Origin of the sequence: Ensifer sp. WSM1721, assembly GCF_000513895.2 — a bacterium.
Lineage (GTDB): Bacteria > Pseudomonadota > Alphaproteobacteria > Rhizobiales > Rhizobiaceae > Sinorhizobium.
In genome coordinates this window covers 578,820-603,463 of sequence record NZ_CP165782.1, presented here as the reverse complement: position 1 = coordinate 603,463, position 24,644 = coordinate 578,820, and the positions used below count along the sequence as shown (strand labels likewise).

General features: G+C 62.6%; 19 protein-coding genes and 1 riboswitch. Of the genes, 8 read left to right on the top strand and 11 right to left on the bottom strand.

The window, feature by feature from the left end:
• Window positions 1-28: 28 nt before the first annotated feature.
• Window positions 29-1,951, bottom strand: coding sequence for a methyl-accepting chemotaxis protein (locus tag M728_RS02845; protein WP_026618511.1), 1,923 nt, complete (start codon window positions 1,949-1,951; stop codon window positions 29-31).
• Between the two features lie 242 nt (window positions 1,952-2,193).
• Between M728_RS02845 and M728_RS02840 the strand changes: the two genes are divergently transcribed.
• On the top strand, window positions 2,194-2,949 hold the full coding sequence (locus tag M728_RS02840) for a TlyA family RNA methyltransferase (protein WP_026618510.1): 756 nt from the start codon (window positions 2,194-2,196) through the stop codon (window positions 2,947-2,949).
• The gene (locus M728_RS02835) at window positions 2,946-4,193 is read left to right on the top strand and encodes a class I SAM-dependent RNA methyltransferase (protein WP_026618509.1); all 1,248 of its coding nucleotides are present in this window, start codon (window positions 2,946-2,948) and stop codon (window positions 4,191-4,193) included. The genes M728_RS02840 and M728_RS02835 overlap by 4 nt, the downstream gene beginning before the upstream one ends.
• 78 nt (window positions 4,194-4,271) lie before the next feature.
• Here the strand turns inward: M728_RS02835 and M728_RS02830 are convergent, their stop codons facing one another.
• From M728_RS02830 to M728_RS02810, 5 genes are all read right to left on the bottom strand, one after another.
• A complete protein-coding gene (locus M728_RS02830) occupies window positions 4,272-5,351 on the bottom strand; it encodes a mechanosensitive ion channel family protein (RefSeq protein ID WP_026618508.1) in 1,080 nt (359 codons plus the stop codon).
• 315 nt (window positions 5,352-5,666) lie between these two features.
• Window positions 5,667-6,467 (bottom strand): ABC transporter ATP-binding protein, encoded by an 801-nt coding sequence (locus M728_RS02825; RefSeq protein ID WP_026618507.1) that lies wholly within the window; start codon window positions 6,465-6,467, stop codon window positions 5,667-5,669.
• A gap of 16 nt (window positions 6,468-6,483) precedes the next feature.
• On the bottom strand, window positions 6,484-7,377 hold the full coding sequence (gene ntrB / locus M728_RS02820) for a nitrate ABC transporter permease (protein ID WP_026618506.1): 894 nt from the start codon (window positions 7,375-7,377) through the stop codon (window positions 6,484-6,486).
• A 64-nt stretch (window positions 7,378-7,441) separates the two neighbouring features.
• The gene (locus tag M728_RS02815) at window positions 7,442-8,734 is read right to left on the bottom strand and encodes a CmpA/NrtA family ABC transporter substrate-binding protein (RefSeq protein ID WP_026618505.1); all 1,293 of its coding nucleotides are present in this window, start codon (window positions 8,732-8,734) and stop codon (window positions 7,442-7,444) included.
• A 636-nt stretch (window positions 8,735-9,370) separates the two neighbouring features.
• On the bottom strand, window positions 9,371-10,270 hold the full coding sequence (locus M728_RS02810) for a LysR family transcriptional regulator (protein ID WP_026618504.1): 900 nt from the start codon (window positions 10,268-10,270) through the stop codon (window positions 9,371-9,373).
• Window positions 10,271-10,383: 113 nt separating this feature from the next.
• Between M728_RS02810 and M728_RS02805 the strand changes: the two genes are divergently transcribed.
• From M728_RS02805 to M728_RS02790, 4 genes are read left to right on the top strand one after another with little or no spacing between them, the layout of a single operon-like run.
• Window positions 10,384-11,463, top strand: a complete 1,080-nt coding sequence (locus M728_RS02805; protein WP_026618503.1) for a 4-oxalomesaconate tautomerase — start codon at window positions 10,384-10,386, stop codon at window positions 11,461-11,463.
• Between the two features lie 45 nt (window positions 11,464-11,508).
• Window positions 11,509-12,510: an ABC transporter substrate-binding protein gene (locus M728_RS02800; protein ID WP_026618502.1), complete on the top strand. Its 1,002-nt coding sequence runs from the start codon at window positions 11,509-11,511 to the stop codon at window positions 12,508-12,510.
• Window positions 12,511-12,522: 12 nt separating this feature from the next.
• Window positions 12,523-13,353: an ABC transporter ATP-binding protein gene (locus M728_RS02795; protein WP_026618501.1), complete on the top strand. Its 831-nt coding sequence runs from the start codon at window positions 12,523-12,525 to the stop codon at window positions 13,351-13,353.
• Window positions 13,337-14,110: an ABC transporter permease gene (locus M728_RS02790; protein ID WP_026618500.1), complete on the top strand. Its 774-nt coding sequence runs from the start codon at window positions 13,337-13,339 to the stop codon at window positions 14,108-14,110. Before M728_RS02795 ends, M728_RS02790 begins: the two co-directional genes overlap by 17 nt.
• Before the next feature lie 320 nt (window positions 14,111-14,430).
• Here the strand turns inward: M728_RS02790 and mcpU are convergent, their stop codons facing one another.
• The 3 genes from mcpU to M728_RS02775 form a co-directional block, all read right to left on the bottom strand.
• On the bottom strand, window positions 14,431-16,557 hold the full coding sequence (gene mcpU, locus M728_RS02785) for a methyl-accepting chemotaxis protein McpU (protein ID WP_245269648.1): 2,127 nt from the start codon (window positions 16,555-16,557) through the stop codon (window positions 14,431-14,433).
• Between the two features lie 269 nt (window positions 16,558-16,826).
• The gene (locus tag M728_RS02780; RefSeq protein WP_026618498.1) at window positions 16,827-17,579 is read right to left on the bottom strand and encodes a crotonase/enoyl-CoA hydratase family protein; all 753 of its coding nucleotides are present in this window, start codon (window positions 17,577-17,579) and stop codon (window positions 16,827-16,829) included.
• Between the two features lie 27 nt (window positions 17,580-17,606).
• Window positions 17,607-19,388 carry an acyl-CoA dehydrogenase gene (locus tag M728_RS02775; RefSeq protein WP_026618497.1) on the bottom strand — a complete coding sequence of 594 codons (1,782 nt, stop codon included), beginning with the start codon at window positions 19,386-19,388 and terminating at the stop codon, window positions 17,607-17,609.
• Between the two features lie 197 nt (window positions 19,389-19,585).
• Here M728_RS02775 and M728_RS02770 point away from each other — a divergent pair, with 197 nt between their 5' ends.
• Both M728_RS02770 and M728_RS02765 read left to right on the top strand, forming a co-directional pair.
• Window positions 19,586-20,575, top strand: a complete 990-nt coding sequence (locus tag M728_RS02770) for a transporter (RefSeq protein ID WP_026618496.1) — start codon at window positions 19,586-19,588, stop codon at window positions 20,573-20,575.
• A gap of 172 nt (window positions 20,576-20,747) precedes the next feature.
• On the top strand, window positions 20,748-21,809 hold the full coding sequence (locus M728_RS02765; RefSeq protein ID WP_026618495.1) for a glycoside hydrolase family 25 protein: 1,062 nt from the start codon (window positions 20,748-20,750) through the stop codon (window positions 21,807-21,809).
• A 43-nt stretch (window positions 21,810-21,852) separates the two neighbouring features.
• Here M728_RS02765 and M728_RS02760 read toward each other — a convergent pair whose 3' ends face one another.
• Window positions 21,853-22,941, bottom strand: a complete 1,089-nt coding sequence (locus M728_RS02760; protein WP_026618494.1) for a hybrid-cluster NAD(P)-dependent oxidoreductase — start codon at window positions 22,939-22,941, stop codon at window positions 21,853-21,855.
• A gap of 3 nt (window positions 22,942-22,944) precedes the next feature.
• Window positions 22,945-24,189, bottom strand: coding sequence for an aromatic ring-hydroxylating dioxygenase subunit alpha (locus M728_RS02755; RefSeq protein ID WP_026618493.1), 1,245 nt, complete (start codon window positions 24,187-24,189; stop codon window positions 22,945-22,947).
• 108 nt (window positions 24,190-24,297) lie between these two features.
• Window positions 24,298-24,499, bottom strand: a riboswitch (cobalamin riboswitch).
• Window positions 24,500-24,644 lie beyond the last annotated feature (145 nt).

Below are 24,644 nucleotides of genomic sequence, written 5' to 3'. Positions count from 1 at the left end.
TTTGTTTTCCGCAAGATCGACGGGCCGCTCAGAACTCGGTCCAGTCCTGGCTCTGCGCAACAGCCGCCGAGCCGAAGGACCGCGTCAGCTTCTGGCCGAGTTGCCGGGCGGGAGACGCGACCGGCTTTGCTGACGGCGAAGCGGCTGCCACGGCGGGCTGGCGGCGGTCGCCGAGCTTGAACTGGGCAATCAGCTCGTCCAGGGCCGCAGCTTCGCGTGCAAGGCTGTGGCTCGCGGCGGTCGACTGCTCGACCATGGCGGCGTTCTGCTGCGTGCCCTGGTCCATCGCATTAACCGCCGTATTGATCTCCTGCAGCCCGGTCGACTGTTCGCGTGCCGCGGTGACGATGGCGCTCACATGGCGGTTGATCTCGCGCACTTCGGCGACGATCGTCTCCAGCGCCGCGCCTGTCTCGCCGACGAGCCCGACACCGGCGCGCACCTGCTCGCCGGAGGTCATGATGAGCGCCTTGATTTCTTTGGCAGCATTGGCCGAGCGCTGGGCAAGTTCACGCACCTCCTGCGCGACGACGGCAAAGCCCTTGCCCGCCTCGCCCGCGCGCGCCGCTTCGACGCCGGCATTGAGGGCCAGGAGGTTGGTCTGGAACGCGATATCGTCGATGACCCCGATGATGTTCGAGATTTCGCCCGACGACTTTTCGATCTCGTGCATCGCGCTGACGGCGCGGCGGACGACCTCGCCGGATTTCTCCGCGCCGGCCCGCGTGCGCTCGACGAGAACGCCGGCATCTTCCGCGCGCTTCGTCGAGTCGCGCACCGTTGTCGTGATTTCCTCCAGCGCCGCCGCGGTTTCTTCGACGGAAGCAGCCTGCTGCTCGGTGCGCCGCGCCAGATCGTTTGCCGCTTCGCGGATTTCGGCGGCGCCGGCATTGATCGCGCCGGCGTTCTCACCGACGGCGCGGAGCGTCGCCTGAAGCCGTTCAAGCGACTGGTTGAAGTTCTTCCGCAACGGATCGAGACGGTCGGCGAAGGGCGCCTCGATCCGGTAGGCGACATTGCCTTCCGCAAGCGCCGTGAGCCCGGCGCCGAGAGCTTCCATCGCGAAGCGCACCTCGCCCGCCTCAAGCGTCTTTTCGGCATCCGAGCGGCTGCGCTCGGCCTCGGCCTCGTTCCGCATCTTTTCTGTCTCTCCGGAAAGCCGGAGCTTCTCGACCGCGGCTTCGCGGAAGACCAGCACGGCGCGGGCCATCTGGCCGACCTCGTCCTTTCGGTCGAGCGCGGGAACGTCGATATCGTGATCACCGCCGGCAAGGCGGCCCATGGCGCCCGTCATGCCGACGATCGGCCGCACGATCGCGCGCGAAAGCATCCAGGCCATCAGGACCGCCGCCACAGTTGCAGCGACGGCACCAAGCGCGAGCGCCGCCATCAGGACCGAGGTGGCGTTCGCCTGCAGAGCCTCCTGCTCGGCCGACCAGCCGCGCGCCTGCTGCTTGATCTCAGCGGCCGCCTCACGGAACGCGTCGAGCTGGCCTTTCGTGGCCTTGCGACCGATCTCGACGACCTCGAGGATCGGCATTTCGGTCGTGCGGCGCGCCTCGAGCTGCGGCTTGGCGAGTTCGTTGAAATAGACGTCGGCCGCCTTCTGCATGTTGTCGAGAAGGGTCAGCAACTGCGCCTCGCCGGAGGCCGCCTCGCGGGCGGCGGCAATGCTCTTTTCCATCCGCTCGCGATTGGCAAAGACGTCGTTATAGGTGCTGTCGCTGCGGAAGAGCAGGAAACCGCGGAGATTGACCGCTTGCTCCAGCATGGCCTGGGACGCCTCGTCGATGAGGGTGACGAGCCGCGCAGACTGGCTCTGGTGGAGCGATGCCTGCCTGGCGAATTCGGCTTTGGAATAGACGACCGCGGACACGACCAGAAAAAGCGCAATCAGCGCCGAAAAGGTCAGGCCGAGTTTGCGGCTCAAGGAGATGTTCTTCAGAGACATGGGAGGGACCCTGCTTCGGGAATGGATGCAGACACGCGAATCGGATCGGCGCCGTGGGAGGGCCGGCCGCTTCGGTTGGCGCGAGAGACATTGGGTATGGCAGAGAAACGGAACCGATCATGGTTCGTCTGGAAGGCTTTGCCAGCGGTCGGACGATCGCAGCCTTTGATTTAATTTCGCTTAATTCACGGGCAGCCATGCGGCTCCCTTGCAATGCGCCGCCCGACGCGCGATGACGAACCATGTCCAACGAAAAGCAGATGATGATCCGCCTCGATCAATTGCTCCTGAACAAGGCATTGGTGGCCAGCCGTGCCCGCGCGCGTGACGCGATCCAGCGTGGCACCGTCAAGGTCGACGGCCGGACCGTGACCAAGCCCGCTGCTGCCGTCGCCGAAGACGTGACGATCACCATCGATGATCCGGCGCAGGCCTATGTCTCTCGTGCGGCCTTGAAGCTTGCGGCAGCGCTCGACCATTTCGGCTTCGACCCGGCAGGTGAGGCCTGCCTCGACGTCGGGGCTTCGACGGGCGGTTTCACGGAAGTGCTTCTCAAGCGCGGCGCCGCGCACGTGGTCGCCATTGATGTCGGCCACGGACAGATGCACCCGCGCATCGCCGAGGACCGGCGCGTCACGAATATCGAGGGGCTGAACGCCAGGTCCTTGGCTCCCGAGGACATCGGCAATCGCTCCATCACGTTGATCGTGTCCGATGTCTCCTTCATCTCGCTGAAACTGGCGTTGCCGCCGGCGCTTGCGATGGCCGAACCCGGGGCGCGCGCGATCCTGCTCGTCAAACCGCAATTCGAAGCGGGACGGGATGCGATCAGCAAGGCGGGGCTGCTCAAGGACCCGGAGAGCGCGCCGGCCGTCGCGGCCGAACTCGAACGCTGGCTCGTCGAGGACATGGGCTGGCAAAGCCTCGGCCTCGTCCCCTCGCCCATTGCAGGCGGTGACGGCAACAGGGAATTTCTTCTCGCGGGGCGGAAGCCATGAGCACCGAGATCGTGACCATCAGCCGCCTCGGGGCCCAAGGCGACGGCATCGCCCAAACCGAGGCGGGCCCCATCTACGCGCCATTCACGCTGCCCGGCGAAACCGTCGCGCTCGCAGTCAACAAGGCTCAGGGCACGCTGATCTCGCTGAAGGAGGTTTCCCCCGAGCGGGTCGAGCCTCCGTGCCGTCACTTCGGCCCGGAAGGCGTCAATGGTACTTGCGGCGGCTGTTCGCTGCAGCACGCCTCCGGCGCGCTCTACCACACCTTCAAGCGCAATCTCGTCATCGACGCCTTAAGGTCGAAAGGCCTGACGCCGGAAGTCGCACCGCTGATCGTCGCGCGACCCGGCGAGCGGCGGCGCGCCGTCTTCACCGCCCGGCGCACGGAAAAGGGGTTGCTGCTCGGCTACAATCAGGCGCAAAGCCACCATATCGTGGCGATCGGCGAGTGTCCGATCGCGAGCCCGGGCATCGTCTCGCGGCTCGCGACGATCCGCAAGATCGCCTCCGTGATGGCTTCCACCGCCGAACCGTTCCGGATCACCGTACTGGAAACGGCAACCGGCCTCGACCTCGCCTTCGAGGGCATCAAGCTCAACGATCGGCAAAGACGCGCGGCGGTCGAGGCTGTCCTGAGCGAGCGCGGCATCGCCCGCGTCAGCCTCAACGGCGAGGTGATCATCGAACCCGTCAAGCCCATGATAGACTTCGGCGGCGTGACGGTTTCGCCGCCGCCCGGCGCCTTCACGCAAGCGACCCGGCCGGCCGAGGAAGCAATGGCGAGGCTCGTGCTCGACCACATCGGCAAGGCGAAACGCGTCGCCGATCTTTTCGCAGGTATCGGCACCTTCGCGCTGAGGCTCGCGCGAACGGCACGGGTCCATGCCGTCGAGGGCGAGGACAGGGCCTTGAAGGCGCTGGACTTCGCCGCGCGCAATACGCAAGGCCTGAAGCCGGTGACGGTGGAAAAGCGCGACCTCTTCCGCCGACCGATAATGGCGCAGGAGCTGAAAGCCTTCGACGCCGTCGTCTTCGACCCGCCCCGCGCCGGCGCCGAGGCGCAATGTCACGAGCTTGCCCGCTCGGGCGTGAAGAAGATCGCCGCGGTCTCCTGCAACCCCGTGACGCTCGCAAGGGATCTCTCGATTCTCGTCACCGCCGGCTACCGCATCACATCGGTGACGCCGATCGATCAGTTCCTCTGGTCGGCGCATGTCGAAACGGTGGCGACTGTCGAGAAATGATCCCCTTCTGGCAAGGTTCGAGTGGCTTGCCTGCGGGACGCGGGCGGGGGTGGCCTTTCCGGCTTGGCGTGAGGAAATTCACCTCAAATTGCTCTTCGGAAACAGCACGCGATCGGGTTTTGCATTCATCCGCGCCAGCATTTCCTTGATCAAGCGTGTCTTGGTGCGCCCCGCTTCCTTCGGCGGCACGAGGTAACGCACGATGGCCTCGAGCCAGGTGTTTTCACTGACGCGAAAATGAACCACGGGATGCTCCTTCACTTCGAGTTCGTCCACCGGCGTTTTCGATAGGATGTGTTTATAGACCTTCACCTTCTGGCTCATGATGTCGCCGATCTGCTCTTCCACGACCTCCCTCATGGTTTGCGCCACGAATTCCAGATCGCTTTCATACGCGAGCTGGAACTTGATTTCGTTCCAGACATAGGGAAACAGCGGCCAGGAATAGTTGAAGACCGGCGTGTCAAACACGGTGGAGTTCGGAAACTTGATGATGCGTCCGCTCGGATGATCCGTCCAAAGATATTCGCCGCCGAATTCCCACAACGTTGTGTCGAGATAGCTGACATCAATGACATCGCCATGGGCATCGCCGATGCGAATGCGGTCGCCAACGCGATAAGGCGCCCTGGCCAGAATATAAATCCACGCGATGAAACTGGAGATCGGCATTTGCAGCGCAAAGCCGAGAATCAGTGAAATCAGGCCGAGCGAAACAACCGCGGCGTACCAGTTCACAAATAAGACTGAAATGGCCACGAAGACGATGGCCACGACGACGAGCAATCGAAAGATACGTTTCAGGTTGAAACGCGAAACACGATTGGGGATTCGGCCAATGAGAAAGACTTCGATGATGTTCGCTACGGTCAGCATAACGAAAATGAGAAGGCCGCCCCTGACGTAATTCAGCACGCGAACGCGCAAAGGCGCGTCAAGCCATTCTAAGCGCCAATTGATCAGGACTTGGATGCCAAAAAGCAGCAAGGCTGCGGCAGCGAAGCCAGCCGTCCACCAGACGTCTTCCGTGCGGAGGCTGAAGCGAAATTTTTCCTCAGGCTTCTTTGCCTTCTGTTGCATAGTTTTTGGATCAGCAGTCTGTTGCGCGGCCCGTTCGAGCCGGGAAAGGTTCTCCTGTTCCTTGTTGCGCCGCTCCATGGGTCACCCCGATGTGGCCATCCATGCCCAGCCAGTGCCTCCTCGCCCCTCGACGGTGGCATTCCGGTGATGCCTCGCCATCTCGCAAGGTTTGACTGGACAGTCCCGGGCAAGCCCGTCGTCCTTTCGAAGGCCTATGCTTGATCAAATTCGTCCACACGGCCTAAGACAGCGAGTCTATTATACCATCATCAAACACCAAATATCGGCACTTGCCTCAGGCATTTAGCAATTGCTGGGCCGATGGCTACCGTCCGCAATGGGTCGCTTTCTCCATACTCAAAATTACTGAGGTCGAATTCCGCTCGCGAATAATCACTCTGCAGCTTCGACGAAGCGGTGGCGTTCGTAGAGGAACTTCAGCACCGCTTCGCGACACTTCAGGTAGGTTCGATCGGAGGCGAGCTCAATGCGCCGGCGCGGACGGGCGAGCGGCACATCGAGGATTTCGCCAATTCGTGCGGAGGGTCCATTGGTCATCATCACGATGCGGTCGGAAAGCAGGACCGCTTCGTCGACGTCATGTGTGATCATCAGGACGGTATTGCCGAGGGTCGCGTGGATTTGCATGACCTGGTCCTGCAGATGCGCGCGGGTTAGTGCGTCGAGCGCCCCGAAGGGTTCGTCGAGCAGCAGCACCTTCGGTTCCATGGCAAGGGCCCGGGCGATGCCGACGCGCTGCTTCATGCCGCCGGAGACCTCCGAAGGGCGCTTGTCGGCGGCATGCGCCATCTGCACCAGCTCCAGGTTGCACATGGTCCACTCGTGGCGTTCCTGCTTACTGCGGCTCTTAGAGAACACCTTATCGACAGCGAGCCGGACATTTTCATAGACCGTCAGCCATGGCAGCAGCGAGTGGTTCTGGAAGACGACGGCGCGATCCGGTCCCGGCGCGTCGACGACCTTGTCGTCGAGCAGCACCACGCCGGTTGTCGCTTGCGTCAACCCGGCGACGATGTTGAGCAGGGTCGACTTGCCGCAGCCGGAATGGCCGATGATCGAGATGAACTCGCCCTTGTCGACACCAAGGGAGACCTGCTTCAAAACTTCGGTGCGCGTGCCGCCGCGTTCGAAGGTCTTGTCGATGAGTTCCAGCGAGAGATAGCTCTTGGGCATGAAAGCCTCCTTTTCTTTAGGCGCTTGCTGTGCCGCGTGTAACGGCGCGACCGATCAGCGCGATGAGGCGGTCGAGGAGGAAGCCGACGATGCCGACATAGATCAGCGCCACGATGATGTCGCTGATCAGCGACGAGTTCCAAGCGTCCCAGATGAAGAAGCCGATGCCGACGCCGCCGATCAGCATTTCGGCGGCGACGATCGCCAGCCAGGAGAGGCCGATGCCGATCCTAAGGCCGGTGAAGATGTAGGGGGCAGCGGCCGGCAGCATGATCTTGCCGAAATATTCAAAGCCGTTCAGCCGCAATACCTTGGCAACGTTCTGGTAATCCTGCGGAATGTTACGGATGCCGACGGCGGTGTTGATGATGATCGGCCAGATCGCCGTAATGAAGATGACGAAGATCGCCGAAGGGGTGCCGTCCTGGAAGGCAGCGAGCGAAAGCGGCAGCCAGGCGAGTGGCGGCACGGTGCGCAGCACCTGGAAGATCGGATCGAGGCCGCGCATCGCAAGGGCGCTCTGGCCGACGAGCGTCCCAAGCGCGACGCCGACCGCCGCAGCCATGGCATAGCCGAGCGCGACGCGCTGCAGGCTGGCGAACACGTGCCAGAACAGCCCCTGATCAACACCCTGACCGATGTAGAAGGGATGGGCGATCAGCTCCCAGCTTTCCTCGAGGACGCGCGACGGGGCCGGCAGGCTCGATTCCGGCGACGAGCAGATGAGCTGCCAGGCGAGGGTGAGGAACGTCAGCGTGACGAGCAGCGGCAAGAGGTTGGTGACAGTCTGGGTGACAAAGCGCGACAGGCGGCTGTCGGTGCCGGGGCGGCCCAGGTGCCCGAGAGCGATGACCTGAGCGGGAGACTGCGGCGCCGCCTGCGGTTTGAGCTTGAGATTGGTGACGGACATGCCGTTCCTCCTAGGGTTCGGGTCGAACGGCAGCCGGCTTTGAAACCCGGCTGCCGTTGCGGCATCAGGCGATGCGGCTGATCGCCAGACTCTTCAGATACGCCTCCGGATTTTCTGGATCGAAGACCTTGCCATCGAAGAAGGTCTCCGGACCGCGCGACGTCGACGCAGGGATGTCGGTGACGCCGAGCTCCTTCGCCGCTTCGCGCCAGATATCCTCTCGGTTGACCTTGGCGATCAGCCCCTTTATGTCCGTATCCGGTGCGAGCTTGCCCCATCGGATGTTCTCGGTAAGGAACCAGGCGTCATGGCTCTGGAAGGGGTAGGAGGCATAATCGCGCCAGAACTTCATGAAATGCGGGCTGTTCTCGACGACCTTGCCGTTGCCATAGTCGTACTCGCCCTTCAGCCGGTCGACGATGTCCTTCGGCGGCACGTTGAACCAACTGCGCTTGCCGACGGTCTTGGCGAGCTCGTCCTTGTTGGCCATATCGTCGCACCATTGCGCGGCTTCTTCGACCGCCATGACCAGCGCCTTGGCGGCACGCGGGTTCTTCTCGACCCAGTCGGCACGCATGGCGAAGGATTTTTCCGGATGCTTCGCCCAGATCTCTGCGGTGTTGACCGCCGTGTAGCCGATCTTCTGGTTGACGAGCTGCTCGTTCCAGGGCTCGCCGACGCAGAAACAATCCATGGTGCCGACCTTCATGTTGGCGACCATCTGCGGCGGCGGCACGACGATCGTCTCGACGTCCTTATCCGGGTCGATGCCGCCGGCGGCGAGCCAGTAGCGGATCCAGAGGTCGTGTGTGCCACCGGGGAAGGTCATGGCGACCTTGGCGGCCGCGCCCTCGGCCTTCTTCTTTGCAAAGGCCTCCTTGAGGACCGACGCGTCGAGACCGACCTTCAGATCGGCGTAAGCAGCGCCGACCGAGATCGCCTGGGCATCGAGATTGAGGCGCGCGAGGATCACCATCGGCAGCGGCTGGTTGTTTTGCGTCACCTTGCCGGTCGAGATGAGATAGGGCATCGGCGTCAGGATATGGGCGCCATCGATGCCGGCGCCGGCCGAGCCGAGCACTAGATTGTCGCGGGTCGTGCCCCACGAGGCCTGTTTCACAACCTCCACTTCGGTCATGCCGTACTTGTCGAAGAAACCCTTTTCCTTGGCTATGACGAGCGGGGCGGAATCGGTCAGCGCGATGAAGCCGAGGACGGCCTTCGTGGTCTCGGGACCGGCGCCCTGGGCAAAGGCCCCGGAGGGTAACAGCGTCTTGGCTGCGCCGACCATGGCGGCCGTCGCGGTCGTCTTCAGCAGGCTGCGACGGGTTAGGCCGTCGATCGAAATCTTGGTCATGCGCACGTTCCCTCAATGTGTTGGCCGGTCGAAGCCGACAAAAAAACGCCGCTGGGCATTGCGCTCCTGGGGCTGGGAGGAATCCCCTTGGAGGCAAGGACCTTGCGACGTCGGTGTCTTTGGCAGGCGCTATCGGCGCCTGAGCTCGCTTCAATCGCCGTTGATCGAAGCACTGATGAAAAAGCAAGGCCCGTGCCAGTTTTGCGCCGTCACTAGATGGTGTTGAATCTAAAGAGAAAATGTAAGATTAGGGACCTGCCCAAAAAATGAACATTAGTATATAATGATGAAATATTGTGCGCTGCAGCACCAGGTTGAGTTCTTATCCCGCTTAGAAAAGCGGCGCTGCCGCTCAAATGTCGTCGAGCGCAGGCTGTTGAAGCCGGCAGGGCACGGATCAGCGAATCTCGAGCGCTTCGGTGCAACCTTCGGACATGTGAGGGCTCGGTAAGCCGAGGTAATCGGCAATGCTTGCGCGGCACGATGGCGACTCGCGCTCGAGCAGCAGCTCGATATCCTCAGGCGCGGCCGCTTCCAATAGCATAACGTAGCTCTGTGGACGTCGATATTGGCTTGATAGTGTTGCGCCTGCGGACTGGTAAACGTGGCATCGGAGCGTGTATTCGGTAGGTCCCTTCAATCACTCCCCCATGCGCCCATCAGCATCTCAAGAAATCTCTCCGCCGCCGGCGACAAGGTGCCGCCCCGACGGCGGACCACGCCGATGGTGCGCGATATCTCGGGATCGCCAATCGGGCGTGTGATCAAGAACGGATGGTCATCCTGCGGGGTCGCCATTCGTGGTAAGACCGATATTCCGAGACCGGCCTCCACCAAACCGAGCGAGGTGGACAGATGGGTGACCTCGTAGAACCACCGCAACTTGATGTTGGATTTAGCCAGGGCCGCGTCCAGCAAGGTTCTGTTGCCGCTTGAACGATGAACGGTGATCAGATGATAGGGTTCAAGCTCCGCCCAGCCGACCGATGGCCTGGCCGCAAGCGGGTGATCTTTGCGCGCTGCCAGCACGAAAGGGTCTTCCACCAGCCGGTCGAAGATCAAGTCCGGGTCCGACGTGCCCATGATATTTATGCCGAACTCCACCTCACCGCGTGCCACGGCTTGGAGGCCGTCGGTCGCGGGCAGGTCGAGGATACGAAAGCGAATGTTGGGATACTCCTCGTTGAACTGGCGAATGACGGTCGGCAGGAAGTAGAATGCTGCGGTAGGGAGGCATGCGATCGTTACCAATCCGCCTCGATTGGTACCAACGTCGCGTACCGCGAATAAGGAACCGTCGAATTCCTCCAACATGCGCCGCACAAGCGGAATGAGTTCTGTTCCGAGCGCGGTCGCCGACACATGCCTGGTCGTTCGCTCCAGTAGGGGCGCTCCAATCGCCTGCTCGAGTTTTTGAATCCGGCGGCTCAGGGCGGGCTGCGACAGATGCAACGCATCGGCAGCACGATGAAAGCTCTCCAGCTCGACCACGCTCAAGAACGCCCGAAGATCAAGGATCTCGCAATTAATGCTCATTTTGCATCAATTTCCCGATTCTTAGCATTTCACAAATCAACCCTACTTCCGATAATTGGATCAAATAGGCCGATTGATACGGCGATGACATAAATCCAATGGAAGCACAAGCGATGAACGACCTGCTGGCGATCCCTTGCGTCCTGATGAGAGGCGGCACCTCGAAAGGTCCGTTCTTCCTGGCAAGCGATCTTCCCGCGGATGCCAGCGAGCGGGACAAGATCCTGCTGTCGGTCATGGGTTCGGGTCACCCGTTGCAGATCGATGGCATCGGCGGCGGCAACCCGGTCACGAGCAAGGTGGCCATCGTCGGACCTGCCACCATCCCTGGTGCTGACGTGGATTACCTTTTTGCCCAGGTGCGGGTCGACCAACAGATCGTCGACACCTCACCAAACTGCGGCAACATGCTTGCTGCGGTCGGCCCTTTTGCCATCGAGGCGGGTCTCGTTCTGGCGCGAGGCGAAACAACGCTCGTCCGAATCCACAACGTCAACACCGGCAAGATGATCGAAGCCGACGTTCCCACGCCGAATGGCAACGTCTCCTATCTCGGCGAAGCGGCGATCGACGGTGTACCGGGCAGCGCTGCGCCGATCGCGCTGACCTTCATGGACGCAGCCGGCGCGCGTACCGGACAGCTCTTCCCCACCGGCAAGCCTATCGATTCGATCGACGGTGTGGCTGTCACATGCATCGATTGCGCCATGCCGATGATGTTGGTCGAGGCTGGCGCGATCGGCGCAAGCGGCTTCGAGACGGCGGCTCAGCTCAATGCCGACAAGACGCTGCTTGACCGGTTGGAGAGGCTGCGCATCGCTGCCGGAGAACGAATGGGCCTTGGCGACGTGCGGAGCCAAGTAACCCCGAAGCCCGTGCTCATTTCGAGACCGAAGTCAGGAGACATCAACGTGCGCTATTTCATGCCGCATCAATGTCACCCTTCGCTGGCGACGACCGGGGCCGTGGGGATTGCCACCGCCTGCATCAATGAAGGCACCGTTGCTTCCCTTCTCGTCGGCACGCGCAAACCGCCGGTGGTGCTTTCGATTGAGCACCCGAGCGGCCACCTGGACGTCAAGCTTCATGAAAGGGACGGCAAGGTCATTGCCGGCATCCTTCGCACCGCCAGGCGGCTGTTCGAAGGACATGTCTTCGCAAAACCTGTCACGCAACTGGGTTGCGCGGCATAATGATCGTGGCCGCCGGGAGGGCGCCACCAACAGGAGGAGAATATCATGCACAAGCTCATGCTCGCCCTCGCGGCAACCGTCGCCTTTGGCGGTTCGGCATTGGCGGATCCCGTCCGCATCAGCGTCGGTTCTTACAACCTCAACAATCTCCCCTTTCCGGTCGCCCAGGGGCTCGGCCTTTATGAAAAGGAAGGCCTGGAGGTGACCGTTGAAAACTTCGCATCGGGCGGGTCGAAGACGCTTCAGGCGCTTGTTGCCGGCTCGACGGATATCGCCGTCGGCTTCTATGACCATACGATCCAGATGCAGTCGCAGAAGAAGACTGTCGTGGCCTTCGTGCAGCTCGCCCGCAATTCCGGGCTCGTGCTGGCTGGCGGCAAGAACAGCACGTTCGACCCGGCAAAACCGGAAACGATCAAAGGCGCAAAAGTCGGGATCACCTCGCCGGGCTCGTCTTCCGATTTCTTCGTCCGTTATTACCTGCAGCGCAACGGCTTGTCCGCGGACGACGTCTCGCTGATCGGCGTTGGCTCCGGCTCTGCCGCCGTCGCGGCCCTTGAACAGGGCAAGGTCGACCTCCTCGTCAACTATGACCCGGCAGCGACCTTCATCGAGGCCAGAGGCGTCGGCAAGATCCTGATCGACGGGCGCAGCGACGACGGTGCCAAGGCGATCTATGGCGGGATTTACCCAACCTCCGTCCTCTATGCCACACAGAGCTATATCGAGGAAAATCCGGAGACCATCCAGAAGGTCACGAATGCGACGGTCAAAGCGCTCGAGTGGATGAATAGCCACTCCGCGGAAGAGATCGTCGACAAGCTCCCGAAGGAGTTCATCTCCGGCGATCGTGACACCTACATCAAGGCGGTCGAGAACGCGAAGGCGATCTTCTCAAAGGACGGCCGTATCGACGAGGAAGATATCAAGACTCCGCTCGCCGTCCTGAAGAGCTTCAACGAAAAAGTCGCGGCGGCTGAAATCGACCTTACGAAAACCTACACGAACGAGTTCGTCGGCAAGGTCCCGAACATCGCCGCCAACTGACAGGAGGAGGTTATGGCATTGGCCGTAGTTAAAACCGCACCCCCGACGGACAACCCTCATCAAGCAAAGTCGATGGTTTCCCTCGACTCGGTCACCATGGCCTTCGGCGCCTACGTGGCCGTGCAAGATGTCAACCTGAAAGTCTCCGATGGCGAGTTCCTCGCGATCGTTGGTCCCACCGGCTGCGGCAAGAGCACAATACTCAATGCGATTGCCGGCCTGCTGAAACCAGCGAGTGGCACCGTATCGATCGATGGTCAACCGGTGCGCGGGATCCAGAACGACATCGGTTATCTCTTCCAGCAGGATGCATTGCTTCCGTGGAAGACCGCGATCGAGAACGTGGAACTCGGTCCCATGTTCAAGGGTGTCGGCGCTGCCGAACGTCGCGAGCAGTCAATGAGATGGCTGGCGAAAGTCGGACTCAAGGGCTTCGAGCATCGCTATCCCCATCAGCTTTCCGGCGGTCAGCGCAAACGCGTGCAGATGGCGCAGGCGCTGATCACCGGCCCCAAGGTCATCCTGATGGACGAGCCCTTTTCCGCGCTCGATATCCATACCCGCCACCTGATGCAGAACGAGCTGTTGCGGCTTTGGCAGGAGGAACGGCGCGCCGTGGTGATGATCACACACGACCTCGAGGAGGCAATTGCTCTCGGTGATCGGGTCGTGGTGCTTGCCGCCGGACCGCGCTCGCGCGTGATCGACAGCTTCCCCGTCGATCTCGAACGCCCGCGCGATGTCGCCGAAATCAAGCTCGATCCACGCTTCATGGATCTTTATCGCAACATCTGGTCGTCCCTGCGCGGCGAAGTGGAGAAAAGCTATGAACGCCATGACTGAACGCCTCATCCAAGTCGTGCTGCTGGTGGCGATTGTCGGCGGCTGGCAGCTCGGTGTCGCAGCCGGCGTCATCGACGTCTTCTTTTTCCCGGCTCCGGTCGACATCTTCAACCAGGTGGTATCCTGGGTGGTGGACACCAGCTTTTATAACCATGTGGCCATCACCCTGACGGAAACCGTGCTCGGTTATCTGGTCGGAACGGCACTGGGCGTCGCGGCTGGTGTTTGGCTCGGCCTCAGCCGTTCGGCCGCGCGCATTCTGGATCCTTTCATCAAGGGCTTGAACGCGATCCCTCGAGTCGTGCTTGCGCCTATCTTCGTACTCTGGCTCGGCCTCGGGCTGTGGTCCAAAGTGGCGCTGGCCGTGACGCTAGTGTTCTTCGTCACTTTCTTCAACGCGATGCAGGGCGTCCGCGAAGTCAACCCGGTGGTGCTGTCGAACGCCCGCATTCTGGGAGCCAGGCGGTCGGACCTGCTCCGCCACGTCTACTTCCCCGCAGCGGCGAGCTGGATCCTCTCCTCCCTGCGCACATCGGTCGGCTTTGCCGTCGTTGGGGCGATCATCGGCGAGTATCTCGGTTCTTCCGCCGGCCTCGGCTATCTGATCGCTCAGGCGGAAGGCAATTTCGATGCAGTGGGCGTCTTTGCAGGTATCTTGATCCTCGCGATCTTTGTCCTGATCATCGACAGCGTACTGGACGTAGCAGAGAAACGCCTCATCAAGTGGCGTCCGAGCGCATCCGAACGCCCGGCTTGAAGCGGACCTTTGACCCGGCACTCGACAAGCCTATCGACGCGCGTTCTCCCCTTCGGCCATGAAGGGGAGAACCCTGGCGCGAGCGGCATATGATGCAGCTAATTTGCCAACCGCTCATGAGCCGGGTCTGTCTGTAACCGTTGTCGTGCGCTGCCGTGCTAATTTTCAATGGCCGGGTGGATCCGAATGCCGGCCGTGGGTCGATGTCCTGACGGACTTATGTGGCACAAACGGACTTGTCTGCAAATCACTATCCTCCAAACGACCGCCATGAAGGCCCGGCGCGGGACCGGGCCTTGCTCCTCAAGAGCGAGGATGCATCACGCCGCGTAGCGGCGCTGTCCGAGCATCGAACTGGCGACGGACCCGTCGCTGAGTTTGAACTGATCAAGCAGCGCATTGAGCGCGGCCGCCTCCGAGGCAAGACCATGGCTCGCGGCCGTCTGCTGCTCGACCATGGCGGCGTTCTGCTGCGTACCCTGGTCCATCGTGTTGACCGCCGTGTTGATCTCCTGGAGACCCGTCGACTGTTCGCGCGTCGCGGTGACGATGGCGCTCACATGCTTGTTGATCTCCTGCACCTCGGCAACGATCGCCTGCAGCGCCCGGCCGGTATCGCCGACCAGTGTCACGCCGGAGCGGACCTGCTCGCCGGAGGTGGTGATCAGCGCCTTGATCTCCTTGGCGGCATTGGCCGAACGTTGCGCGAGTTCGCGCACTTCCTGCGCGACGACGGCAAAACCCTTGCCCGCCTCGCCCGCCCGCGCCGCTTCGACGCCTGCATTCAGCGCCAGCAGGTTGGTCTGGAAGGCGATATCGTCGATCACACCGATGATGTTGGAGATTTCGCCCGACGACTTCTCGATAGCGTGCATCGCCTCGACGGCGTTCTGCACCACCTCGCCCGACTTCTCGGCACCGGCGCGGGTGCGGGCGACGAGCGCGCCGACCTCCTCCGCCCGATGTGCAGAGTCCTTGACCGTTGTGGTGATCTCCTCGAGCGCGGCAGCCGTCTCTTCGACGGATGCCGCCTGTTGCTCGGTGCGGCGGGCAAGATCGTCGGCGGCCGAGCGGATCTCGCTCGCGCCCGCATCGATCGCGCGGGCGTTGGTGCCGACGGCGCGCAGCGTGTCGTGCAGCTTGGCGACCGAATGGTTGAAGTCCGCCCTGAGGCGATCGAGACGATCGGCGAAGGGGCTGTCGATACGGTAGGCGAGATCGCCGTCCGCCAGCCGGCCGAGGCCGGTCGCAAGCGCGTCGACCGCATGCTGCACTTCCGCCGCATCGCGCGCCTTCTGCGCTTCGCGCTCCAGGCGCTCCCGTTCCGACAGGGAGCGGTTGGCATCCGCCTCGTCCTCGAGCCGCTTCCGCTCGACGGCATTCGCGCGGAAGACTGCGACGGCTGCCGCCATGGAGCCGATCTGATCGCGGCGCTCCTCGCCCGGGATCGCGACATCGAGTTTGCCAGCGGCGAGTTTCTCCATCGCACCGGTCATGTCGGTCACGGGGCGAATGACGAGGCGGCTCAAGAGGGTCGCGAGGAAGACGATCATGGCGCCGACGGCGAGAAGCGTCGCGATCGTCGCAGCCACGCGGAACCGGCTGATCGCCGAATAGGCGACGTCCGCGTCGAGGGCGAAGCCGACATACCATTCGACCGATGGCAGGCCGTTCACCGGCACGAAGCTCACCAGCATCGGCCTACCGGCGAGTTCGGTGTGCATGATGCCGCTGCCGATCGCCGGCGTGGCGATCGGGAATGCATCGGCAAGCGTCTTCGTCACGAGCTTCGCATCGGGATGGACCAAGATCTGCCCGTCCTTGCTCGCTAGAAACGCGAAGCCTTCTCCGCCGACGTCGATGTCCTTGATCATCGACACGAGGGTCTTGAGCGAGAAATCGCTGCCGGCGACGCCATAGAGCTTGCCCTCATTCTTGACTGGCACTGCGGCGCTGATGATCAGGTCGCCGCTCGATGCGTCGATATAAGGTTCGGTGAGCACGCGGGCATCGGCCTTCACCGCCTGCTGATACCAAGGACGCTGGCGCGGGTCGTAGCCTTCCGGCAGCTTCATCTCCGGCCAGGTGATGAACTTGCCGCTCTCGTTGCCGACATAGGTCGACATGAACTCGCCGGTCAGGACGTCGTTTTTCAAGACGCCTAGAATGGCTCCTTCATCGGCCGCGTGCCCGGCAGCATCAGCCGCCATGGCCGTCAGCGTCACGCGGCCGTTCAGCCAGTTGGCGACGCTCGCGGCCGCCTGATTGCCGGACGAGGCGATGTTCTCTTCGACCGCCCTCGTCGTCGTTTCGCGCTGAAGCGTGTCGATATAGATGGAAAAGCCAGCAAAGGCGCCGACGACAACGCAGGACGCGGCAACAAGGATGCGCGTCATGAGATTCGATCGTTTGGACAAGATGGGGCTCCTCGGAGTGGCCGGCGTCATCCGCCGGACATGAGCTCACGGTGATTTCCCCGCGCGCAAGGGATGGTCGCCGGGGCGACGCGCAAGAGACGGCGGGAAAACGGTGGGACATGCCGCAAGGGCGAGCCGGCAAATGCTTCATGCGGCCGGCGGCCCCGCACCAAGCACGCATGTTGCGACCGCTCGGCGGCAAGGCCTACTGCGGCCGCACGCTAGCGAACGGTATTTAAGAAGCAATTAAAGTTTGACATGTGTGACTCGGAATGCCGGCAGTGCGGCCGCTTTCTTCCTTATCGCCGCATGAAAGCCTCAAATGCCGCGCGCGCCTCGGCACTCTTCAGCTGCGCAGCAAAGTGCTTCGCTTCCTCATCGATACGGGCAAGCACATCCTGGCGATCGCCGCGAATGAGATCCCGCGCGATACGCAGCGCCTCGGGCGGCTTCTTGGCGAGGCGTGCCGCAAGCGAAAGCGTCTCGTCCTCGACCGTATCCTCGCCGACGATCTTCCAGATCAGTCCGGCGCTGAGCGCCTCGGTGGCCTCGAGCGGTTCGCCGGCTGCGAGAAGGGCAAAGGAGCGCTGATGTCCCATGATGCGCGGCGCAAGCAGGCTGGAGGCGGCTTCAGGAACCAGCGCCAGATCGACGAAGGGGGTCTTGAAGACCGAGCGGGCCGAGGCGACCGTCAGGTCGCAATGGAGATGGATCGTCGTGCCGATGCCGATCGCCAGCCCGTCGACTCCGGAAACGATCGGCTTCGTGGCACCCGCGAGCGCCCGGAGAAACTCAAGAAGATCGCTTCCCATGCTGCCGCCCATGGCGACGGCGAGAAAATCGCCGAGATCGTTTCCAGCCGAAAAGCAGCCTGGCGTTCCGAGGAATGCAGTGACGCGGACGGCCGGGTCCGTGCCGGCCACCGTCAGCGCATTGGTCATCTTCGCGTACATGTCGCGGGTGATGGCATTCTTTTTTTCCGGCCGATTGAAGCGGATGATCTGGACGCCGGGATAGGCTTCCGGCCGTTCGACGAGCACGTGGTCGGTCATGAAGTATCTCCCTGGCCTAATTCAATTTCAGTCAAGTACGGATCGAGCGGCGGCAAGGCTCGCCGCTCCGTTGACGACGCGATCCTTAAGCGCGGCCGTTTCGGCAAGCAGGTTTTCGGCCGCAAAGCGGCAAAGCGCAATGCGCTGATCCTCTTTTCCGTCGCCGGTTTCGGCGAGCCCGCCCTTGGCGAGATAGACGCCGCTCAACACAAGGCCGAAGAGGCGCTGATAGGCGGTCGCGCCGGCGAGCGCTTCGGCAAGCCTTCCTGCGCCAACTGCCGAGAGCAGCCAATCGGTCGCGTCAGCGAAATCGGCGATCGACGCGTCGAGCCGCGCCGCGGTTTCGCCGAAGCCTGGCCGGTTCGATGCCGCGACGGCAGCGGCGATCTGCCGGAGCTCGGCGATGAAGCCGCGCACATGGTCGCCATCGGAGAGCGGCAGCTTGCGGGTAACGAGGTCGATCGCCTGGATGCCGTTGGTACCTTCGTAGATCGGCGCGATGCGGGCATCGCGTAGATAACGGGCGGCCCCCGTCTCCTCGATGAAGCCCATACCGCCATGCACCTGGATACCCATCGAGGCGACGTCGACGCCGGCATCGGTCGCGAAGGATTTCGCGATCGGCGTCAGCAGGCTAGAACGCTCCTGCCAGTGCCGCGCCTCTTCACCTGTGGAGACATGCGCCATGTCGACGGCGTGGGCGCAGGCATAGGCGATCGCCCGCGACCCCTGGGTTAACGCCTTCATGGTCAAAAGCGTGCGGACGACATCCGGATGCTCGATGATCGGGCTCATGCCCTCGCCGCTCCACCCGGGCGCCCGGCCCTGTGTGCGTTCCTTCGCATAGGCGACCGCCTTCTGGGTGGCGGCTTCGGCGATGGCGACGCCCTGCATGCCGACGGCGAGCCGGGCATTGTTCATCATCGTGAACATGCAGGCGAGTCCGCGGTTTTCCTCGCCGATTAGATAGCCGATCGCGCCTCTTTCATCGCCGAACTTGCCGTCGCCATAGATCATGGTGCAGGTCGGCGACCCGTGGATACCGAGCTTGTGTTCGAGCGAATGGCAGAAAAGATCGTTGCGGGTGCCGAGCGAACCATCGGTATTGACGAGGAACTTCGGTACGAGGAACAGCGAGATGCCCTTGGTACCGGGCGGAGCATCGGGCAGCCGCGCCAGAACGAGATGGATGATGTTGTCGGTAAAGTCGTGCTCGCCCCAGGTAATGAAGATCTTCTGGCCGAAGATGCGATAGGTGCCGTCGTCGCGGCGCTCGGCACGGGTCTTGAGCACGCCGAGATCGGAGCCTGCATGCGGCTCGGTCAGGTTCATCGTCCCCATCCACTCGCCCGAGACCATCTTCGGCAGGAAGGTCGCCTTTAAGTCGTCGCTGCCGTGCTTCTCCAACGCCTCAAGCGCACCCATGGTCAGCGTCGGGCCAAGCGCGAAGGCCATCGAACCGCTGTTCCACATCTCCATGGCGGCAACATGCAGCATATGTGGCAGGTTCTGCCCGCCGAAGTCCTCGGGCGCGGTCAGGCCGTTCCACCCGCCGGCGATCCAGTTGTGGTAGAGATCGCGCCAGCCCTCGGGCGTTTTCACCGCACCATCGACCAGCCGCGCCCCCTGCCGATCGCCGACGTCGCCGAGAGGTGCCACCTCTTCGCTCGCGAAGCGGCCGGCTTCGGCAAGGATCGCGTCGACCAGATCCTCGCCGAGTTCCCCGAATTTTCCGGCGGCGAAAGCCTCGTCCATGCCGGCCACGTGCTTCAGGGTGAATGCGATCTCCTCGACCGGTGCCTTGTACATGGTGCCTCCTCCTGCGCCTCCACAGCCTCGCCGGGCCGCGTCGTTCGTCTTGCATGCGCCGCAGACTATCGATTTTTACGTGAACGTCAACGTCAACCGAGGCGCTTCCATACTGGCGCAGACAGCGAAAGAATGTAACAAAACTGTCATCGCGGACGAATAGAAGCCATCCCCATGGCCGCTCCCAAGGCGCTTCGATGAATCTGATTTCTCCCGACATACCCGGCCTTGTCTGGGCCTACCGGTTCGTGCCCGGCGAGAGCCGATGCCAGCGCATTGCCGCCGACTCGCCAGTCGAAAATCTCGAGGCCGGCGACGGCTGGATCTGGCTGCATCTGGCGCTGAGCGACGCGCGCACGCCGGCACTGATCGAGCGCATCGGCAAACTACCGCAGGCGGCAATCACCACTCTCACGAGCCATGACACTCAGGCGGCGATTACGGTCACGGAGGACGTGGTCCACGGCACGCTCGTCGATTTCGAACGAACATTCGACACGATGACAAAGACGATCGGCTGGCTGCATTTCGCCGTCGGCGACCGGATCATCATCACGACACGTCTGCATCCGCTGAGAAGCATCGACCGCGTGAAGGCGGCTGTCGAAAAGAGCACCAAGTGCAGCCGCCCGATCGACCTTTTCGAAATGCTCGTCGTCGAGTTCCAGCGCACCTTGATCACCCTGGTGCTGGAACTCACAGAGGAATTGAACGTCATCGAGGACCATGTCTATGGCGAGGCCGTGCACAGGCAGCAGCCGGGGCTTGCGCCGCTGCGCCGCACGGTCGTGCGGCTGCACCGACACCTGAGGACGATCCTTGCTCTGCTGCGTCGGGCGGGTGCCTCGGAGGAGGATGAGGTGCCTCCCGGCTTCATCGACGTCACGGAACGGCTTTCCGACCGGCTGGAGGCGGTCGACCGCGACGTCTTCGCGCTTCAGGAACGGGCAAGGCTGCTACACGAGGAAATCGACAGCAAGCTTTCCTCGGAGACGAACCGGCACCTTTACATCCTGTCGCTGATGACGGCCTTCCTGCTGCCGCCGACGCTGGTGACCGGTTTCTTCGGCATGAACACGGGCACCCTGCCCTTCTCCGACGGCAGCGGCACGCTCTATGCGGGGATGATCATCGCCTTTTCCATGGGCCTCGCCTGGCTCATTCTCAAGCGCATCGGCATTCTTTAGACTGCTTTGCGCCGATGTCCCACTCGCCTGCCCGGGGCCGCCACAATCCAGAGCCGAACCGCGGCCGAAACTTTGCCGCCTAGGGTCGGTGTACAGACGCGGCCGTCTCGCGCAGATTGGCCGAGGGGCTGAGATTTACGACCTTTTAACGCTAAGTCGCCAATCTCAGAGAATGGAAAAGCGGGGAATCTCGATCCTGGGGATGATCTTGCGCCTGGCGGCCCTGATGGGCCTGGCCTTAGCGGCGGCGAATGCACGCGCCGGCACCGTCGAGCCGTGGAAAGAGCGGCAGAACGCCATTATCGTCGACGCCTACGAGATGAACAGCATCGACTGGGAAGCGATGCTGAAGGACAAGCGCATCGCCGGCTTCATCGCCAAAGCCTCCGACGGTTTGCCGGAAAGCTTCAGCTGCACCGGCGACCACGGCGGCGATACGGTCGCCCATTGCAAGACGATGTGGCGCAAGTATGCGGTGAGCCGGGAGCTCTATCAGACGCGGCGGATGATCGCCCGCTCGCAGGGCCTGCTCTGGGGCGCCTATCATCTGGCACGGCCGGGCAATCCCGTCGACCAGGCCAATCATTTCCTCGACTATGCGGATCCGCGCGACGACGAACTGATGGTCCTCGACATCGAGGGAATCGATCCCGAGAAATACATGTCGCTCGAGGATGCGGCGATCTTTGCCGGGCATATCAAGGCCCGCACGGGGCGCTACCCGATCCTTTACACCAATCACATCACCGCGAAACACATCGCCGCCAATCGCTACAAGCACAGGCTGCTGTCGCGTCTGCCGCTCTGGTACGCGCGCTATAAGCCCGAGATCCGCGATGTCTTCCCGATGGGCAATTGGAACGGCTACGCTTTGTGGCAGTTCTCGTCGGCACACAATTGCGGCAAGAAACGCTGCCCCTACCGCGTGCCCGGCACACTCAACGATATCGATGTGAACGTCGCCGCCATGACCGTTTCAGCGCTGAGGAAAATCTGGCCACACGGCGGTCTCCTGCCGGAAAAGCCGCCGGTCCTCACCGTCATCGCCTCGGCGACAGCAGGTACAGCGCCAGCGGCCCATGCTGCAGTAGCGGTGCCGCTGACGCAGCCATTGCTCATCAGCCGGGCCGAGGCGGAAAGCGGATCAGGTGCGGGAGTCGACAAGACCCTCACGGGCGCCATTGCCGTGAAAGCGGCCGAGGCGCAATTGCCCAACCAAGCACAGCGGCGGTAGCGGGCCGCGTTTTCCACCGCGTCCCGCCCAACCGACGATCAATTTACGCTTCGATCTGGACGTCGCCGAGCGGTCGCGAGCAGCAGGCGAGGATATAGCCCTCCTCGATCTCGTCATCGAGGATGCCGCCATTGTGGTTCATCTCGACGTCGCCTGAGACCTTCATCACCCGGCACGTGCCGCAAATGCCGCCCTCGCAGGCCGCACCGATCCTGACGCCGCTGGCGCGTGCCGTCTGCAGGATCGTCTGACCGGGAACGGCCGTTACCTCCTTGCCGCTCATGGTGAAGCTCACCTTCGCCGCCTCAGTGCCCGCGGCCGGTCCCGCGCGGACTGCAAGCTCCTCGGCAGCGGGTGCGGCCGCCGGCTGGAAGCTCTCCTGGTGGTAGCGCGCCATGTCGAAACCGGCGGTCTTCAGCATTTCTCGGACACCGCGCATGAAGGGCTCGGGCCCACAGCAGAAGACGGTCATTTCCAGGAAATCCGGCGCGAGCAATGGCAGCTTCGTCGCGTCGATGCGGCCGCGCAGGCCGTGCCAGCCGTGGCGCGCCTCGTGTCCCTCCACCAGAAAGCCGAGATTGAGCCGAGGCATCTGACGCGCGAGGACTTCCAGCTCCGACTTGAATAGGAGATCGTCCGGCCGGCGCGCACAGGAGATGAAGGTGACGTCGGTTTCCGGCGCGCAGTCCGCCATCCAGCGCGTCATCGACATCATCGGCGTGATGCCCGAGCCGGCCGAGATGAAAAGATACTTCTCGCCGGGGTGCCGGACGAAGCTGAAATCGCCGAGCGGCCCGAGCGCCTTCAGCGCCATGCCCGGCTTCAGATTGTCGAACATCCAGCGCGTGCCGATGCTCCCCGGCTGCGCCTTGACGGTGACGGCGACCGAAAGCGGGCGCGACGGCGAGGACGACAGCGTATAGGTACGCATCACCGGCTCCTCGCCAACCGGCAGTTCGAGCGTGACGAACTGCCCCGGCAGGTAGCGGAACCAGGCCGGCTTTTCGGAGCGGAAGGTGAACGTCATCACGTCCGCGGTCTCGGCGACCGCTGAGATGCATTCGAGCATGTGCTGGCGGTCTCTCCAGGGATGGAGCTCGTCGAAGTGGTGGAAGAAGCGTGCCATTTCCATGGGTTATGCCACCCGGGAAAGACGGGCTGCGCCGCCCTGAAGACGATCCAGCATGAAGCTCGAATACCATTCGACGAACTGCATCACGCCGCCCTCGTGCTCGGCCGAATAGGGCCCCGGCTCATAGGCAGGAGAGCGGATGCCGAAGGCGTTTTCCTCGACGATCTGCCGATCCTGGTCGTTGGTCTCCGTCCAGACGTGGGTGAGGTCCTCGAGCGTATAGTCGACACCCTCGACCGCATCCTTGTTGACGAGCCATTTCGTCGTCACCTGCGTCAATTCAGGCCCGAGCGGCAGCACGCGGAAAGTGATCGCATGATCGCCGAGGATGTGGTTCCACGTGGTCGGATAGTGGAAGAGCAACAACGTGCCGATGCCGCTCGCATTTATCTCGCCGGAGAGCTGTTTGCGCACGGCCTTCTGGCCGGACATGGTATAGCTGTCGGCCCCGTTGATCAGCGGCATTCTCGTCATCCGGAACTGCCCGGTCGGTGCAATTTTGAAGGCGCTCGGCAGGCCCGCCGCCTCGCACTTTTCCCAATGGGCGCCAATTTCCGGATCGTCCATCGCGCCCTGGACGCCCGTCACCGTCGGCGCCTCTGGATATGTCCGGCAGAGCTCCGGATGATTGGCGGCGCAGTGGTAGCACTCTCGGTTGTTCTCCCAGACGAGCTTCCAGTTGCCCTTCTCGACGATGGTGCTCTCGAACGCGACCTTGGTCTCGCCAAGGCGGTGCGGTGCGAGATAACCTGCGACCATGTCGCGGAAAGGCTGGAAATCCATCGGCTGGTCGGCAAGGCTGATGAAGATATAGCCGCCGACGGTCTCGCAATGCACCGGCTTGAGGCTGTGCTGAGACGGATCGAATCCTTCGGGCATCTGCCGGGCGAAGAGCAGCTTGCCGTCGAGTTCGTAGGTCCACTGGTGGTAGGGACAGACGAGCTTGGCGGACGAGCCCTTGTGCTGCGTGCAGACGCGCGAGCCGCGGTGGCGGCAAGAATTGTGCAGCGCCCGGATCGTGCCTTGCCGGTCGCGCACGATGACGATCGGGTAATCGCCGACCTGCACGGTGAAATAGTTGCCGGGCCGCGGGACTTCGCAATCATGGCCGATGAAGAGCCAGTCCTTGTACCAGATATGCTCCAGGTCCTGACGATAATAGTCCGGGTCGACGTAGAAGGCACGATCGAGGCTATAGCCCTCCCGGCGGGCCTTCAGCTTGCGCAGCATGTCGTTCTGTGTGTCCATGTCCTTGTCCTCGTTCACCCTGGTTCGGAGAGGCAGGACTGGAGCCCGCGCCGGCCGGATATGCCGGAACGCCAAGGCCCGATCCGGCTGCCCGCCGCAACCAGTTACGGTCGATTTTCGCGTCAAGGCTGGTTTCCGGGCTCTGGAGCCGTCCGCCAAGGACTTGCCCGGCGCCTTCCCGGACGACATGTCCAGTGGCCTTTTGCCGAGGCTTGTGCTCCACCACCGTTGCGGGGGCAGCGCCGGGATTTGACCGGCTTCCCAATTCTCCGCCCTCCCTAAAGGCGGCACCTTGAGTTGCCCGTATCTAAGCCTACGGCCGGCTAGCGCAACTGCCGATCCGCGACATCCGATTCCAGAATGACGACAGCCAAACCAATGCGGGACGGGTGTGTTCGAAAGAGAAATTATCTATAACAAACAAGATGATACGAGAAAAATTGGGCAAGTGACGA